Here is a 17659-nt window from a genome sequence, read left to right on the forward strand (position 1 = left end):
TTATTATGACAAGAGAAGAGAAATCACAAGTAATTAAAGACTTAACTGCACAATTAGCTGATAACGCAAATATCTATTTAGCAGATATTTCTGGATTAAATGCAGTTGCAACATCAAATTTACGTCGTGCTTGTTTTAAAGCAAACGTACAATTAGCAGTTGTTAAGAACTCATTACTTGAAAAAGCAATGGAAGCATCAGATAGAGAATTTGGTGACCTTCCTACAGTTTTAAAAGGAAATACATCCGTGATGTATTCTGAAACTGGAAACGCTCCAGCTAAAGTAATTAAAGCTTTCAGAAAGAAAACAGATAAGCCTTTATTAAAAGGTGCTTTTATTGAAGAAGCTATTTACATTGGTGATGAGCAATTAGATATGTTAGTAGACATCAAGTCGAAAGAAGAGTTAATTGGAGACATCATTGGATTATTACAATCTCCAGCTAAAAACGTTATTTCAGCGCTTCAATCGAGTGGACAAACACTTTCAGGTATCTTAAAAACATTATCTCAAAAAGAGGGATAATTAAAGAAGTACGCACTTAATTACAAATATATTATTACAACATTATTAAAACGATAGAAAAAATGGCAGATTTAAAAGATTTCGCAGAACAATTAGTTAACTTAACTGTAAAAGAGGTTAATGAATTAGCAACTATATTAAAAGATGAGTACGGTATTGAGCCTGCTGCTGCTGCTGTAGCAGTTGCTGCTGGACCTGCTGGTGGAGAAGCTGTTGAAGCTCAAACTGAATTCGATGTAATATTAAAAGCCGCTGGTGGTTCTAAATTAGCAGTAGTAAAATTAGTTAAGGAATTAACTGGTTTAGGTTTAAAAGAAGCTAAAGGTTTAGTGGATGATGCACCAAGTGCAATCAAAGAAGGTGTTTCTAAAGATGAAGCTGAAGGCTTAAAATCTTCTTTAGAGGAAGCTGGAGCAGAGGTTGAGCTTAAGTAAGTTTAACAAGCAAACAACATAAAGGTTTAGGTCTAGAACATGCGTTCTAAGACCTAGACCATTTTGCGTATATAAATATGACGTATACGCTTTATATTTTTTTTAATCAAAATTCCGTCCATTGATGTTAGCAAAACAAGCTGAAAGATTAAATTTCTCGTCTATTGTAAATAGAACGGAGTATCCTGATTTTATGGATATTCAAATAAAATCCTTTCAGGATTTTTTCCAGTTAGAAACTAAATCTGAAGAAAGAGGAGATGAAGGCTTATACAATACCTTTCTAGAAAACTTCCCAATAACAGACACACGTAATCAATTTGTATTAGAATTTTTAGATTACTTTATTGATCCACCTAGATACTCTATAGAAGAATGTATCGAAAGAGGACTTACATATAGTGTGCCATTAAAAGCAAGGTTAAAGTTATATTGTACAGACCCTGAACATGAGGATTTCGAGACTATTGTTCAAGATGTATACTTAGGTACTATTCCTTACATGACACCTTCTGGTACTTTTTGTATCAACGGTGCAGAACGTGTTGTAGTTTCTCAATTACACCGTTCACCAGGTGTGTTCTTTGGACAATCCTTCCACGCAAATGGAACTAAATTATATTCTGCAAGAGTAATTCCATTTAAAGGTTCTTGGATAGAGTTCGCTACCGACATCAACTCTGTAATGTATGCATACATTGATAGAAAGAAAAAATTACCTGTAACTACTTTATTTAGAGCAATTGGTTTTGAACGTGATAAAGATATCTTAGAGATCTTTGATTTAGCTGAAGAAGTTAAAGTTTCAAAATCAGGTCTTAAGAAAATCTTAGGACGTAAACTTGCTGCACGTGTTCTTAATACATGGCATGAAGATTTCGTAGATGAAGATACAGGAGAAGTAGTATCGATTGAACGTAATGAAATCGTTTTAGATCGGGATACTGTTTTAGATAAAGATAATATTGAAGAAATTCTTGATGCGAATGTAAAAGCAATTCTTTTACATAAAGAAAGCGCAGAACAAGGAGATTATGCTATTATTCATAATACACTTCAAAAAGATCCTACAAACTCTGAAAAAGAAGCTGTAGAACATATTTATAGACAACTACGTAATGCAGAGCCGCCAGATGAAGAGACTGCACGTGGTATTATAGATAAATTATTCTTTAGTGATCAACGTTACTCTTTAGGAGAAGTGGGTCGTTACAGAATGAACAAGAAATTACAGTTAGATATCGGTATGGATAAGCAAGTGCTTACCAAAGAAGATATCATAACTATTATAAAATATTTAATTGAGCTAATCAATTCTAAAGCAGAGATTGATGATATTGATCACTTATCTAACCGTCGTGTACGTACCGTTGGTGAGCAATTATCACAACAATTTGGTGTTGGTTTAGCACGTATGGCACGAACTATTCGTGAGCGTATGAATGTTCGTGATAACGAAGTATTTACACCTATTGATTTAATTAATGCGAAGACATTATCTTCTGTAATTAATTCTTTCTTTGGTACCAATCAGTTATCGCAATTTATGGATCAAACCAATCCTCTTGCAGAGATTACGCATAAGCGTCGTCTTTCGGCATTAGGACCAGGAGGTTTATCTCGTGAAAGAGCAGGTTTCGAAGTACGTGATGTTCACTATACACACTACGGAAGACTTTGTCCTATTGAAACACCAGAGGGACCAAATATTGGTCTTATCTCGTCACTTTCTGTATTTGCTAAAGTGAATTCTATGGGATTCATTGAAACGCCGTATAGAAAAGTTACAGATGGTGTTGTAGATATTAAAAGCGAACCTATATACTTAAGTGCAGAAGAGGAAGAAGATAAATTAATCGCACAAGCAACTGTAAAAGTAGATGCAGATGGTAAAATCTTACATGATAAGGTAATTGCTAGAATGGAAGGTGACTTCCCGGTAATTGATCCTAAAGATTTACATTATACAGATGTTGCACCGAATCAAATATCATCTATTTCAGCTTCATTAATTCCTTTCTTAGAGCATGATGATGCGAATAGAGCCCTAATGGGATCTAACATGATGCGTCAAGCTGTACCATTATTACGTCCGCAAGCTCCTATTGTAGGAACTGGTTTAGAACGTCAAGTGGCTTCAGATTCTCGTGTACTTATTAATGCAGAGAGAAATGGTGTTGTACAGTATGTAGATTCATTAGAAATTACAATAAAATACGACCGTACAGATGATGAAGCTAAAGTTAGTTTCGATTCCGATACAAAAACATATCCGCTAACTAAATTTAGAAAAACCAATCAAGGTACTTCTATCAACTTAAAACCTATTGTTAAAAAAGGAGATCATGTTGTTAAAGGACAAGTTTTATCGGAAGGTTATGCAACTCAAAAAGGAGAGCTAGCTTTAGGTAGAAATATGAAAGTAGCCTTTATGCCTTGGAAAGGGTATAACTTTGAGGATGCAATTGTAATTTCTGAAAAAGTAGTACGTGAAGATATCTTTACATCTATTCATATAGATGAGTATTCTTTAGAAGTTAGAGATACCAAATTAGGTAACGAAGAGTTAACTAATGATATTCCTAATGTTTCTGAAGAAGCGACAAAAGATTTGGATGAAAACGGAATGATTCGTGTTGGAGCAGAAGTAAAACCTGGTGATATCCTTATCGGAAAAATTACACCAAAAGGGGAATCAGATCCTACTCCAGAAGAAAAATTATTACGTGCAATCTTTGGGGATAAAGCCGGAGATGTAAAAGATGCTTCTTTAAAAGCTTCACCTTCATTACATGGTGTGGTAATTAATAAGAAGTTATTTTCAAGAGCAGTTAAAGATAAACGTAAACGTGCGCAAGATAAAGAAGATATAGCGCAATTAGAAGCTTTATATTATACGAAGTTTGACGATTTGCAAGCTGTTTTAGTAGATAAGTTATTTACACTTGTTAATGGTAAAACTGCACAAGGTATCTTTAATGATTTAGGTGAAGAAGTACTTCCTAAAGGAAAGAAATTTACACTTAAAATGTTAAATGCTGTAGATGATTATACACACTTAACGTCAGGTACTTGGACAACAGATGACAAGACCAACACGTTAGTTGCAGATTTAATTCATAACTACAAAATTAAAGAAAATGATTTACAAGGTTCTTTAAGACGTGAGAAGTTCACTATTTCTGTTGGTGATGAATTACCAGCAGGAATCATCAAATTAGCAAAAGTTTATATTGCTAAAAAGCGTAAGCTTAAAGTTGGTGATAAAATGGCAGGACGACATGGTAACAAAGGTATTGTTGCACGTATTGTACGTCAAGAAGATATGCCTTTCTTAGAAGATGGAACTCCAGTTGATATTGTATTAAATCCACTTGGTGTACCTTCTCGTATGAATATTGGTCAAATTTATGAAACCGTATTAGGTTGGGCCGGACAAAAATTAAATCGTACATATGCTACGCCTATTTTTGATGGTGCAACTCTAGATCAAATTAACGAATTTACAGATGAAGCTGGAATTCCAAGATTTGGACATACCTATCTTTATGATGGTGGTACAGGAGATCGTTTTGATCAGCCAGCAACGGTTGGAGTTATCTATATGTTGAAACTAGGACATATGGTTGACGATAAAATGCACGCGCGTTCTATAGGACCATACTCACTTATTACACAACAACCTCTTGGTGGTAAAGCACAATTTGGTGGACAACGTTTTGGTGAAATGGAAGTTTGGGCACTTGAAGCATATGGTGCATCAGCAACATTACGAGAAATATTGACAGTTAAATCTGATGATGTAATTGGTAGAGCTAAAACATACGAAAGTATTGTTAAAGGGGAACCAATGCCAGATCCGGGATTACCAGAATCATTCAATGTATTAATGCATGAATTGAAAGGTTTAGGATTAGACATCAGATTAGAGGAGTAAAAAAATAGTAGTCGGTCAACAGTATATAGCAAGCGCTGTATACTGAAGGCTGATAACTGAAGACTTAAAAAACATGGCAAGAAAACAAGATAAGAACACGGTAAAGAGATTTAATAAAATCTCCATTGGTTTAGCATCACCAGAATCTATTTTAGCAGAATCTAGAGGGGAAGTTTTAAAACCAGAAACTATCAATTATCGTACACATAAACCAGAACGTGACGGTTTATTCTGTGAGCGTATTTTTGGTCCTGTAAAGGATTATGAATGTGCTTGTGGTAAATATAAACGTATTAGATATAAAGGTATTGTATGTGATCGTTGTGGTGTAGAAGTAACAGAAAAGAAAGTACGTCGTGATAGAGTAGGACACATTAATTTAGTGGTTCCTGTTGCACATATTTGGTATTTCCGTTCTTTACCAAACAAAATTGGTTATTTATTAGGACTTCCTTCAAAGAAGCTTGATATGATAATCTACTACGAACGTTACGTAGTAATTCAACCAGGTATTGCTAAAAATGCCGAAGGAGAACCATTACAAAAAATGGATTTCTTAACCGAAGAAGAATATTTAAATATTCTAGAAACACTTCCGCAAGAAAACCAATATCTAGATGATACAGATCCAAACAAGTTCCTTGCAAAAATGGGAGCTGAATGTTTGATCGACTTATTGGCTAGAATAAATTTAGAAACACTTTCTTATGAGTTGCGTCATAAAGCAAATACCGAAACGTCTAAACAACGTAAAACGGAAGCTTTAAAACGTTTACAAGTTGTAGAGGCTCTAAAAGACTCTAACGAAAATAGAGAGAATCGTCCAGAATGGATGATCTTGAAAGTAGTACCAATTATCCCACCAGAATTAAGACCATTAGTGCCTTTAGATGGTGGACGTTTTGCAACTTCAGATTTAAATGATTTATATCGTCGTGTAATTATTAGAAACAACCGTCTTAAAAGATTAGTTGAAATAAAAGCACCAGAAGTTATTTTACGTAATGAAAAACGTATGTTACAAGAATCTGTAGATTCTTTATTAGATAACACACGTAAATCATCTGCTGTAAAAACAGACTCGAATAGACCATTAAAATCATTATCAGATTCACTTAAAGGTAAACAAGGACGTTTCCGTCAAAACTTACTTGGTAAGCGTGTTGATTATTCTGCACGTTCTGTAATTGTTGTAGGACCAGAATTAAGATTATTTGAATGTGGATTGCCTAAAAATATGGCAGCAGAACTTTACAAACCTTTTGTAATTAGAAAACTAATTGAAAGAGGAATTGTAAAAACTGTAAAATCTGCAAAGAAAATTATAGATAAAAGAGAACCTGTAGTTTGGGATATTTTAGAAAATGTTTTAAAAGGACATCCAGTGCTTTTAAATCGTGCTCCTACATTACACAGACTAGGTATTCAAGCTTTTCAACCAAAATTAATTGAAGGAAAAGCAATTCAATTACACCCATTAGTAACTACTGCATTTAATGCCGATTTTGATGGAGATCAAATGGCTGTGCATTTACCATTAGGACCAGAAGCTATTTTAGAATGTCAATTATTAATGTTGGCATCTCATAATATCCTAAATCCTGCAAATGGTTCGCCAGTAACAGTACCTTCACAAGATATGGTACTTGGTCTATATTATATGACCAAGCTAAGAACTTCTACTAAAGATGTTAAAATTAAAGGAGAAGGTTTAACTTTTTATTCGGATGAAGAAGTAACTATTGCCTACAATGAGAAACGTGTGGATTTAAATGCGGGAATTAAAGTAAGAGCAATCGATTTCAATGAAGCAGGAGAATTAGTTCCTCAAATTATTGAAACTACTGTTGGTCGTGTAATCTTTAATAAAAAAGTGCCAGCAGCAGCAGGGTATATCAATGATGTATTAACTAAAAAATCACTAAGAAATATTATTGGTGATATTTTAAAAGTAACATCGGTACCAGAAACAGCGGATTTCTTAGATGAAATTAAAAACTTAGGATATTACTACGCATTTAAAGGTGGTTTATCCTTCAGTTTAGGGGATATTATTATTCCACCAGAAAAACAATCTATGATTGATGCTGCAAACGTAAAAGTGGACGGTATTATGGGTAACTATAACATGGGACTTATAACAAATAATGAGCGTTATAACCAAGTTATTGATATCTGGACTTCTACAAATGCAGAATTGACAGAATTGTCAATGAAACGTATTCGTGAAGATCAACAAGGTTTCAACTCGGTGTATATGATGCTTGATTCTGGTGCTCGTGGATCTAAAGAACAGATTCGCCAGTTAACAGGAATGCGTGGATTAATGGCGAAGCCTAAAAAATCGACTGCAGGAGGTGGATCTATTATTGAAAATCCAATTCTTTCTAACTTTAAGGAAGGGCTTTCTATTTTAGAGTACTTTATTTCTACTCACGGTGCACGTAAAGGTCTTGCCGATACAGCACTTAAAACTGCCGATGCAGGTTATTTAACACGTCGTCTAGTAGATGTATCTCAAGATGTAATAGTAAACACTGTAGATTGTGGTACGTTAAGAGGAGTAGAAATCTCTCCACTTAAAAAGAATGATGAAGTTGTTGAAACTTTAGAAGAAAGAATCTTAGGTCGTATTTCATTAAACGATATATATAATCCATTAACTGATGAATTATTAGTTGGAGCTAATGAGTTAATTACAGAAGATATTGCAAAAGCAATTGAAAACTCTCCAGTGGATAAAGTAGATGCTCGTTCTCCATTAAGTTGTGAAGCTAAAAAAGGTATTTGCGCTAAATGTTATGGTAGAAACCTTGCAACGAATAAAATGGTGCAACGTGGTGAAGCAGTAGGAGTTGTGGCAGCACAATCTATTGGAGAACCAGGTACACAGTTAACTTTACGTACATTCCACGTAGGTGGTATTGCAGGTAACATTTCTGAAGAAAATAAATTAGCCGTTAAGTTTGACGGTATTGCAGAAATTGAAGAGTTAAAAACGGTTAAAGGAGAAGATAATGAAGGTAACATCGTAGATGTTGTAATTTCTCGTACTTCTGAAATCAAATTAATAGATAAGAAAACTGGTATTACTTTAAGTACTAACAATATTCCTTATGGTTCTTTTGTTCAAGTTAAAAACGGAGACAAATTATCTAAAGGAGATGTAGTTTGTTCTTGGGATCCATATAATGGTGTAATTATTTCAGAATTTGCTGGAAAAGTACGTTATGAGAACATTGAGCAAGGTATAACTTACCAAGTTGAAATTGATGAGCAAACAGGTTTCCAAGAGAAAGTAATTTCTGAATCTAGAAACAAAAAGCTTATTCCAACACTTATTGTTGAGGATAGTAAAGGGGAAGCAATTCGTTCTTACAACTTACCAGTAGGAGCTCACATTATGATTGATGATGGTGAGAAAGTTAAGATTGGTAAAATTTTAGTTAAGATTCCACGTAAGTCTTCTAAAGCAGGAGATATTACAGGAGGTTTACCACGTGTAACAGAATTATTTGAAGCGCGTAACCCTTCTAATCCAGCAGTTGTAAGTGCAATTGATGGTGTTGTTTCTTTCGGTAAAATTAAAAGAGGTAATCGTGAGATTATTATAGAGTCTAAAACTGGAGATATTAAGAAATATCTAGTGAAATTATCGAATCAAATTCTTGTTCAAGAAAATGATTTCGTGAAAGCTGGTATGCCTTTATCCGATGGTTCTATAACACCTAACGATATCCTTAATATTAAAGGACCTTCAGCAGTGCAACAATACTTAGTTAACGAAGTACAAGAAGTATATCGTTTACAAGGTGTAAAAATTAATGATAAGCATTTTGAGGTTGTTGTTAGACAAATGATGCGTAAAGTTAGAATCATAGATTCTGGTGATACTATCTTCTTAGAAGATCAACTAGTGCATAAATCAGATTTCATTGTTGAAAATGATGATATCTTTGGAATGAAAGTAGTTGAAAACGCAGGAGAATCTGCTACCTTAAAAGAAGGACAAATTGTAACAGCACGTGATTTAAGAGATGAAAATTCTATTTTACGTCGTGAGGATAAAGCGTTAGTGGAAGCTAGAGATGCTAAGCCTGCAACTGCTACACCTATCTTACAGGGTATTACAAGAGCATCACTACAAACAAAATCGTTTATATCTGCAGCTTCTTTCCAAGAAACTACAAAGGTATTAAATGAGGCTGCTGTAGCTGGTAAGATCGATACTTTAGAAGGACTTAAAGAGAATGTAATTGTAGGACACAGAATTCCAGCAGGAACAGGAATGCGTAACTATGAAAACATTATCGTAGGTTCTAAAGAAGAGTTTGATCAAATGATGCAAGCAAAACAAGAAGTGAATTATAATTAAATGAGATTACAACACTTCTTTTTGAAGTGTTGGCTAATCGAATTTATCCCAACACAGGTTGGGATCTCATGAATGTTAATGAGATTTTATAAATAATAGATTTAAAAGTCCTGTTTTTTTAAACAGGACTTTTTATTTTAAATATAATTATTAATAAGACTTTCGCTTTTGCGGAAGCGTAAATAAGTTTACAATGGCAGAAGATAAAAATAAGAAAAAACCAGGGCAAATTAATATTGAATTAGACGAGAAAGTTGCAGAAGGAACCTACTCTAATCTAGCAATCATTAACCATTCTGTTTCAGAATTTGTAGTGGATTTTGTTAGTATTATGCCTGGAACACCAAAAAGTAAGGTGAAATCTAGAATTATACTAACACCGCAACATGCAAAGCGTTTAATGAAGGCTTTAAGTGATAATGTAGCTAAATTTGAAAACATGCATGGTGAAATCAAAGATTATGAGCAACCTCCAATTCCATTGAATTTCGGACCAACGGGTGAAGCTTAGTAAGGGATCTAGTATAAAAATTTAAATCTTAGTTTTTAAGGATGTGCTCCAAATGTTTTTTTTGAGCAACCTCCAATTCCATTGAATTTTGGACTAACAGGAGAAGCTTAACCAATTATTGATAAATACATCAAGGTATAATATATTCTTATTAGTTTAATTTTTATTATAGAAATAAATTATAACTTTAAAAAAAATCACCTGTTTTAAATAGGTGATTTTTTCGTTAATAAATATTTACTTAATATTAATCGTTTGTTTTTATAAAGCCTCTTAAATAGCTTTAAAATGTTTTTTATTACTTATACTCACTTACAAAGTGAAATTTTAGACTAGGGTATTTTTGTTGTGTCATTTGCAAAGAAAAAGAGGAATCTGCTAAAAAGACTAATTGATTTCTTTTGTCCTTTGCTAAATAGCGTTGTTTTACTCTTAAAAATTCTTTGTATTCTTCGCTTTTTATATCATCGGTTTCAATCCAACACGCTTTAAATACATTTAAATTTTCGTAGGTACATTTTGCACCATATTCATGCTCTAATCTATATTGTATTACTTCATATTGTAATGCTCCAACGGTACCAATAACCTTTCTTCCGTTTAATTCTAAAGTAAATAATTGAGCTACACCTTCATCCATTAATTGGTCTATACCTTTATTTAATTGTTTAGATTTCATCGGATCTGCATTATTGATATATCTAAAATGCTCTGGTGAAAAACTCGGTACACCTTTATAATTCAGTATCTCACCTTCGGTTAATGTATCTCCAATTTTAAAAGTTCCAGTGTCCTGTAAACCTACAATATCACCAGGATAGGAGATGTCTACAATTTCCTTTTTTTCTGCAAAAAAGGCATTCGGACTAGAAAATTTGACTTTTTTATTGTGTCTTACATGTAAGTATTGCGTGTTTCTTTTAAACTCTCCTGAAACTATTTTAACAAAAGCCAAACGGTTTCTATGGTTAGGATCCATATTGGCATGAATTTTAAATACAAAACCAGTAAAGCTTTCTTCATCGGGTTGTACAAGACGCTCTTCACTTTGTTTCGCTCTTGGTTTAGGAGCTATCTCAACAAAACAATCTAATAATTCACGTACTCCAAAACTATTTAAAGCAGATCCAAAAAATACAGGTTGTAATGTACCATCTAAATATTCTTGATTATTAAAAGTAGGATAAATACCTTCTACTAATTCTATTTCTTCTCGCAGTGTTTCGGCAGCTTTATCACCAATTAAAGTATTTAATTCAGGAGAGTTTAAATCAGATACCTCAATGGTTTCTTCAATATTCTTTCGACTATCTCCACTAAATAAATTAATATTCTTCTCCCATATATTATAGATCCCTTTAAAGTCATAACCCATTCCTATAGGAAAACTTAAAGGGGTTACTCGTAATCCTAATTTTTGCTCAATTTCATCAAGTAGTTCAAAAGCATCTTTACCTTCACGATCCATTTTATTAATAAAAACAATCATAGGTATATTACGCATACGACATACTTCCACTAATTTTTCAGTCTGCTCTTCTACCCCTTTTGCTACATCAATTACTACTATAACGCTATCTACTGCTGTTAAAGTACGGAAAGTGTCTTCCGCAAAATCTTTATGACCTGGCGTATCTAGAATGTTTATTTTAATACCATTATATTCAAAAGCTAATACAGAAGTCGCTACAGAAATTCCACGCTGTCTTTCTATTTCCATGAAATCACTCGTGGCCCCTTTTTTAATTTTATTACTTTTTACAGCTCCAGCTTCTTGAATTGCTCCACCAAATAATAGTAACTTCTCTGTTAAAGTGGTCTTACCAGCATCGGGATGAGAGATAATTCCAAAGGTTCTTCTTCGTTTGATTTCGTCTGTAAATTTCATAAAAAATAATTTGTGCAAATATAAAGTATTCACAGAATTATCTTAATTGTATTTCGATAATTATAATATATTTTAAACTAGGAATATAATAAAACTTAAGTCTAGAATATCTCGGTCTTTTGTAAATTATAGTAAGATGAAGTAATCCATTAGGTAGTATGTCCATTAAATTTGCTGAAAAATATGATTCATCGGAAAAGAAGAACATATGGTCGAGAATACAGTAGTTAGTTGATGGTTTAGGATAAATTAGATATTTATTTTAGATATTTTTGTTAAAGAAATTAACACAATTAGCGTTTAATCGAGCGTATTTGCGTTTAGCCGAATTAAGTGAATAATTTTATTAAATCCCTTTGTTAAAAATATTGTAATGATATTTTTGTAGGAATATTAGTTTACGGGAAAACCGTAAAACAAGAAATTAACCATTATTTTTCCCTAAGAGAATGAGTAGTATTAGTATTAATATTTTTAATAGATCCAATGCAAATTTGTATTGGCTTTTTTGCATAAAACAAGTTTAACAATGTTTTGTAGTGCTTAGCATTGCAAAATATTGTTGCAGATAATTTTTATAAGTATAAAACAATTTTACCACAATTATATGAAAATCATTACACGATTCTCGAATTCAAAATCAATTTATTTAACTATAGTTTTTGCTATATTTAGTATTGTATCTATTGTTGCTCAATCGAATGCAAATAGTATTAGAATTGGGGCCTCTTTTCAATGGAGTGACACGCAAGACACAAGCTCTACGGCAGGAAATACGGACCCTGCTACATTGCAAAGTATAACTATAGGGACAAAAATATATAGTGAGTTTAGTCTACCAAATGGTTATCAATTAACAGAGGTCGGTCCTGGTAATCAATCTTCTCACTTTATAAGAGAAAATGATCATACGAATTCTACAGCTGGAGGTAGCGCAGATGCTAACTGGAATGCGGTGGCCTTGGCAGCTTTTCAAGACGCAAATTTAAACCACTATTTTGAAGCTTCTGCTGGAAGTGGAGCGGATACTTGTGATGATTTTACTTTAGAAGAAAGCCAAAGTACTATAAGACATACATTAACATATTCTCCTGGAATTGTTTCGGCTTCAAGTTCTATTATTGCTGTTACAGAAAGGAATGCAAACAACTGCTTGCATATTGAAGTTTTCGGAACGGAATTAGGTAGTACTACAACAGTTTCATTAGGTGAAACTTTTGTGAATAGAGACAATGTGCAATGGGGACATGGAGGTACAGGATCTAATTCTAATGATATAGGTACTGTCGGAACCGTAAATGAGCCTAGTACAAGTAGAAATCCGGATTCTGATTATTGGTTAACTAATAGAGTGTATAGTAATGGTGGTACAGCAGGTGTTGCTTTGTTTTTGTTAAGCGAATTAGCAGATGTGGGAGCAACTATTACTAGTATTCAATATTCAGCAGCTTCTAGTGATCCGGGTGATGGTAAAGTTTTTATTTGGTCTCAGCCAGATGAAGATGGAGACGGATTGGATGATATAGATGATTTAGATGATGATGATGATGGTATTTTAGATACAGAAGAGTCAGGGAATTTTATGCCAAGTCATGATGAAGATGGAGATGGTATTCCAAACTGGAATGACACAACCGATAATGGAACTGGAGTGGATAGCAGTATAACGGATTATACAGATTCTAATGCCGATGGCGTGCCAGATGTGTATGATTTTGATGGTGATGGAATCCCTAATCATTTTGATTTTGATTCCGATAATGATGGTTGCTCAGATGCTTTAGAAGGTGGTGATTTTATTGTAACAACGGAAGTCAATACAGATGGTTCGTTAAATGGAACAGTTGAAAATGCAACTGGGGTACCTGATAATGTGGATGTAAATAATGGTCAAGATTTGGGGACTTCTCAAAATGCATCTGCTTTTGATGCAGATGGACAATGTGATAGAGATAATGATGGGGTTTTAGATGGTAGTGATATCTGTCAGGGTTCAGATGATGCGGTAGATATAGATGGGGATTTAGTTCCTGATGGTTGTGATTTAGATAGTGATAATGATGGTATTACAGATATTAATGAAGGTATTTGTACTTCTCCAGTGCAATCTGGAACATGGACTTTAGTTAGTGGGTCAGAAGCTACTTTTGATTATGGAAACGGAGTTGTTGCTAGATTAGTAACTAATTCAACAGGTTTTCAGGCAAATTCAGTAGGAGCTTTTAATACAGCATCTTTTTGGTCAGAAAATTTAAGTGGAGATGTCTCTCTGCAAAGAGAATATAGTTGGGGAAGTACTTTAACTTTTTCTTTTGAAGACGCAGCGGGAGATCCTATTAATGTTACCAACCCAATATTGCATCTAGATAGATTGGGAGGAAGTGATGGTTTAACAGAAAACTCTGCTTTAATGACACTTCAAGATGGTTTGACTTGGACTGCATTATCTGGTACTAGTGATTTTCTTGTGACAGCAACTACAGCAAAAGATAGTGGTTCTGGAAATGAACTTTCAGGGGCTTATACTTTTGAAAGTACGCAAAACTCTTCAGATGGAACTGCGGCAGGATCATTACAAGTTAATGGTAATATGTCAACTTTTACAATTGAATTTGTTCAAGATGGTGTTTCTGGTGTGCTTTCAGATGGTATTGAATTTATACTTTTCGCTTGTACAGATTTAGATACAGATGGCGATGGTACTCCAGATTATTTAGATTTAGATAGTGATGGTGATGGTTGTTCGGATGCACTTGAAGGAGCAGATAATATTAATACTAGTAGTGTTGTCAATGGACAATTAACTGGAACTGTTGATAGCGTAACAGGTGTGCCAAATAATGTGGATGAAAATACAGGTCAAGGTGTAGGAGGTTCTATAGATGGAACACCTTCAGATTCAAATGGTCAATGTGACTCAGATAATGATGGAACTATTGATGCAAACGATTTATGTCCTGGATTTGATGATAAAGCAAATAATGATGGGGATGCTTATCCTGATGGATGTGATGAAGATGATGATAATGATGGTATTACCGATATAGATGAAGGTTTAGTTACTTCACCTGGTCAACCAGCTTGTACTTCTGCTACAGTATTAAATTTTAATAATGCCTATTCGGAAGAAGCAGGAGGTGATGGTGATATAAATACATTTTTATTAAACGAAACATTTAGATTCCCAGGTGTAAGTACAGGAATTGATGCGCTAGTTACAATAGTTGAATTAAACGGAACAACGGTTCCTGTTTTAGATGATAACTCTGTAAACGTTAATTCTTTTCAGCCAAGATCAGCGTTTACTTTAGCTAATATTGGAGATCGTGCATATACAGAATATAGATTTGATTTTGTAACAACAGGCGGAGTAGCAGGAGTTAACGATGTTGTTATTCCTGAGTTCTTTGTTAATTTTAACGACGTAGATGGTGGGGCAAGATTTGGCGAACAGAATTGGTCGGAATTGGCAAATAGCTATACGGTTAATCAGGATACAGAATTATTGGTGACATTTGAAGATAATTTTATAGTTGGTACTGCTGGTATTACAGAATACCCATCTGTGTCTAGCAATTTTCCGCAAGTAAATTATGCGACACAACATACAGGTAGATCTTCTTATACTATTAGATTAGGTGTTGTTGCTAGAGTTGCAGGAGCTTCAGCTTCAGGAAGACAACATAACGTGGAGTTTAATTGTGTTACTAATTTTGTTAACCCAATGAATACAACAACTTTAGATTCAGATGGTGATGGAATTCCAAACCATTTAGATTTAGATAGTGATAATGATACTTGTCCGGATGCTATTGAAGGTGGTGGTACTTTTCTAGCTTCTAATGTAGATGGGAATGGGATGTTAACCGGAGGCGTTAATGCTTCAGGTGTCGCTCCTTCTACTGCAAGTGCAAGTGGACAAGGTAGTGCATTAGCTGTAACAGATGATGGTATTAATGGGTGTATAGGTTCAGTAACTGGAACCGTATATAACGATGAAGATGGTGATGGAACACAAAACGGAACAGAAACTGGATTCACTTCTGCAGTAACCGTATTTGCTGATTTAGATGGTGATGGCGTATTAGATGCAGGAGAGCCAACAGCAACAACAGCAGGAGATGGAACATATACAATTACAGGTTTACCAACAGGAGTTGCTGTTGATATCGTAGTGGATACAACTACTTTACCAACGGGAGCAACCTTAACGGAAGGAACAGAACCAACGAATGTTACACCAATTGGTGGAGGTTCAGTATCAGCAGGAACAGATGGATATACTACAGCAGGAACGGTAACCGGAACCGTATATAACGATGAAGATGGTGATGGAACACAAAATGGAACAGAAACCGGATTTACTTCTGCAGTAACTGTATTTGCGGATTTAGATGGCGATGGCGTATTAGACGCAGGAGAGCCAACAGCAACAACAGCAGCAGATGGAACCTATACAATAGAAGGTGTACCAGCAGGATCTGTAAACATCCAAGTGGATGAAACAACACTACCAACAGGTGCAAGCTTAACGGAAGGAACAGAACCAACTAACGTAACGGTACCAGTAAGTGGAACAGTTGCAGCAGGAACCGATGGTTATACTACAGCTGGAACCGTAACCGGAACAGTATATAACGATGAAGATGGTGATGGAATACAAAACGGAACAGAAACAGGATTTACTTCTCCAGTAACGGTATTTGCAGATTTAGATGGCGATGGCGTATTAGACGCAGGCGAGCCAACAGCAACTACAGCGGCGGATGGAACATATACAATAGAAGGCGTACCAGCAGGAACAGTAGATATCGTAGTAGATACAACTACTTTACCAACAGGTGCTACTTTAACAGATGGAACAGAGCCAACCGAAGTAACGGTACCAGTAAGTGGAACAGTTACAGCAGGAACAGATGGTTATACTACAGCCGGAACAGTAACTGGAACCGTATATAACGATGAAGATGGTGATGGAACACAAAATGGAACAGAAACCGGATTTACTTCTCCAGTAACTGTATTTGCTGATTTAGATGGCAATGGTGTATTAGACGCAGGAGAGCCAACAGCAACAACAGCAGCGGATGGAACATATACTATTTCAGGAGTACCAGCAGGAACAGTAGATATCGTAGTAGATACAACTACTTTACCAGCAGGAGCAAGTTTAACAGAAGGAACAGAGCCAACATCAGTAACGGTACCAACAAATGGTAGTGTAGATGCAGGAATAGATGGTTATACTACAGCCGGAACAGTAACTGGAACCGTATATAACGATGAAGATGGTGATGGAACACAAAACGGAACAGAAACCGGATTTACTTCTCCAGTAACTGTATTTGCAGATTTAGATGGCAATGGCGTATTAGACGCAGGAGAGCCAACAGCAACAACGGCAGCGGATGGAACCTATACTATAGAAGGAGTACCAGCAGGAACAGTAGATATCGTAGTAGATACAACTACTTTACCAGCAGGAGCAAGTTTAACAGAAGGAACAGAGCCAACATCAGTAACGGTACCAACAAATGGTAGTGTAGATGCAGGAACAGATGGTTATACTACAGCTGGTTCAGTAACTGGAACCGTATATAACGATGAAGATGGTGATGGAATACAAAACGGAACAGAAACCGGATTCACTACACCAGTAACTGTATTTGCGGATTTAGATGGCGATGGCGTATTAGACGCAGGAGAGCCAACAGGAACAACAGCAGCGGATGGGACGTATACTATAGAAGGCGTACCAGCAGGGACAGTAGATATCGTAGTAGATACGACTACTTTACCAGTAGGATCGACATTAACAGAAGGAACAGAACCAACGGAAGTAACGGTACCAGTAAATGGAACAGTTGCAGCAGGAACAGATGGTTATACTACAGCTGGTTCAGTAACCGGAACCGTATATAACGATGAAGATGGTGATGGAACACAAAATGGAACAGAAACCGGATTTACTTCTCCAGTAACTGTAT

7 protein-coding genes are annotated in these 17659 nt (G+C 35.0%); 6 read left to right on the forward strand and 1 reads right to left on the reverse strand.

Features of this window, described 5'->3' with window-relative positions; genetic code table 11:
• Window positions 1-5 precede the first annotated feature (5 nt).
• From rplJ to ACVCXO_RS02270, 5 genes are all read left to right on the forward strand, one after another.
• A complete protein-coding gene (rplJ, locus tag ACVCXO_RS02250; RefSeq protein WP_452227973.1) occupies window positions 6-527 on the forward strand; it encodes a 50S ribosomal protein L10 in 522 nt (173 codons plus the stop codon).
• Window positions 528-589: 62 nt separating this feature from the next.
• The gene (gene rplL, locus ACVCXO_RS02255) at window positions 590-961 is read left to right on the forward strand and encodes a 50S ribosomal protein L7/L12 (RefSeq protein ID WP_452227974.1); all 372 of its coding nucleotides are present in this window, start codon (window positions 590-592) and stop codon (window positions 959-961) included.
• 124 nt (window positions 962-1085) lie between these two features.
• Window positions 1086-4898, forward strand: coding sequence for a DNA-directed RNA polymerase subunit beta (gene rpoB, locus ACVCXO_RS02260; protein ID WP_452227975.1), 3813 nt, complete (start codon window positions 1086-1088; stop codon window positions 4896-4898).
• A 73-nt stretch (window positions 4899-4971) separates the two neighbouring features.
• A complete protein-coding gene (gene rpoC, locus ACVCXO_RS02265; RefSeq protein WP_452227976.1) occupies window positions 4972-9273 on the forward strand; it encodes a DNA-directed RNA polymerase subunit beta' in 4302 nt (1433 codons plus the stop codon).
• Between the two features lie 193 nt (window positions 9274-9466).
• Window positions 9467-9784, forward strand: a complete 318-nt coding sequence (locus ACVCXO_RS02270; RefSeq protein WP_303426250.1) for a DUF3467 domain-containing protein — start codon at window positions 9467-9469, stop codon at window positions 9782-9784.
• 298 nt (window positions 9785-10082) lie between these two features.
• Here the strand turns inward: ACVCXO_RS02270 and ACVCXO_RS02275 are convergent, their stop codons facing one another.
• Window positions 10083-11672, reverse strand: coding sequence for a peptide chain release factor 3 (locus ACVCXO_RS02275; RefSeq protein ID WP_452227977.1), 1590 nt, complete (start codon window positions 11670-11672; stop codon window positions 10083-10085).
• 607 nt (window positions 11673-12279) lie between these two features.
• Between ACVCXO_RS02275 and ACVCXO_RS02280 the strand changes: the two genes are divergently transcribed.
• Window positions 12280-17659 (forward strand): beta strand repeat-containing protein (locus tag ACVCXO_RS02280; protein WP_452227978.1); only part of this gene is annotated, 5380 nt, incomplete at its 3' end.

This window comes from Lacinutrix sp. MEBiC02404 (genome assembly GCF_053601575.1).

Coding starts and splice junctions, on each gene's coding strand:
- ACVCXO_RS02270 (WP_303426250.1), top strand. CDS start 9,467: ATGGCAGAAGATAAAAATAAGAAAAAACCAGGGCAAATTAATATTGAA.
- ACVCXO_RS02275 (WP_452227977.1), bottom strand. CDS start 11,672: ATGAAATTTACAGACGAAATCAAACGAAGAAGAACCTTTGGAATTATC.
- rpoB (WP_452227975.1), top strand. CDS start 1,086: ATGTTAGCAAAACAAGCTGAAAGATTAAATTTCTCGTCTATTGTAAAT.
- rpoC (WP_452227976.1), top strand. CDS start 4,972: ATGGCAAGAAAACAAGATAAGAACACGGTAAAGAGATTTAATAAAATC.
- rplJ (WP_452227973.1), top strand. CDS start 6: ATGACAAGAGAAGAGAAATCACAAGTAATTAAAGACTTAACTGCACAA.
- rplL (WP_452227974.1), top strand. CDS start 590: ATGGCAGATTTAAAAGATTTCGCAGAACAATTAGTTAACTTAACTGTA.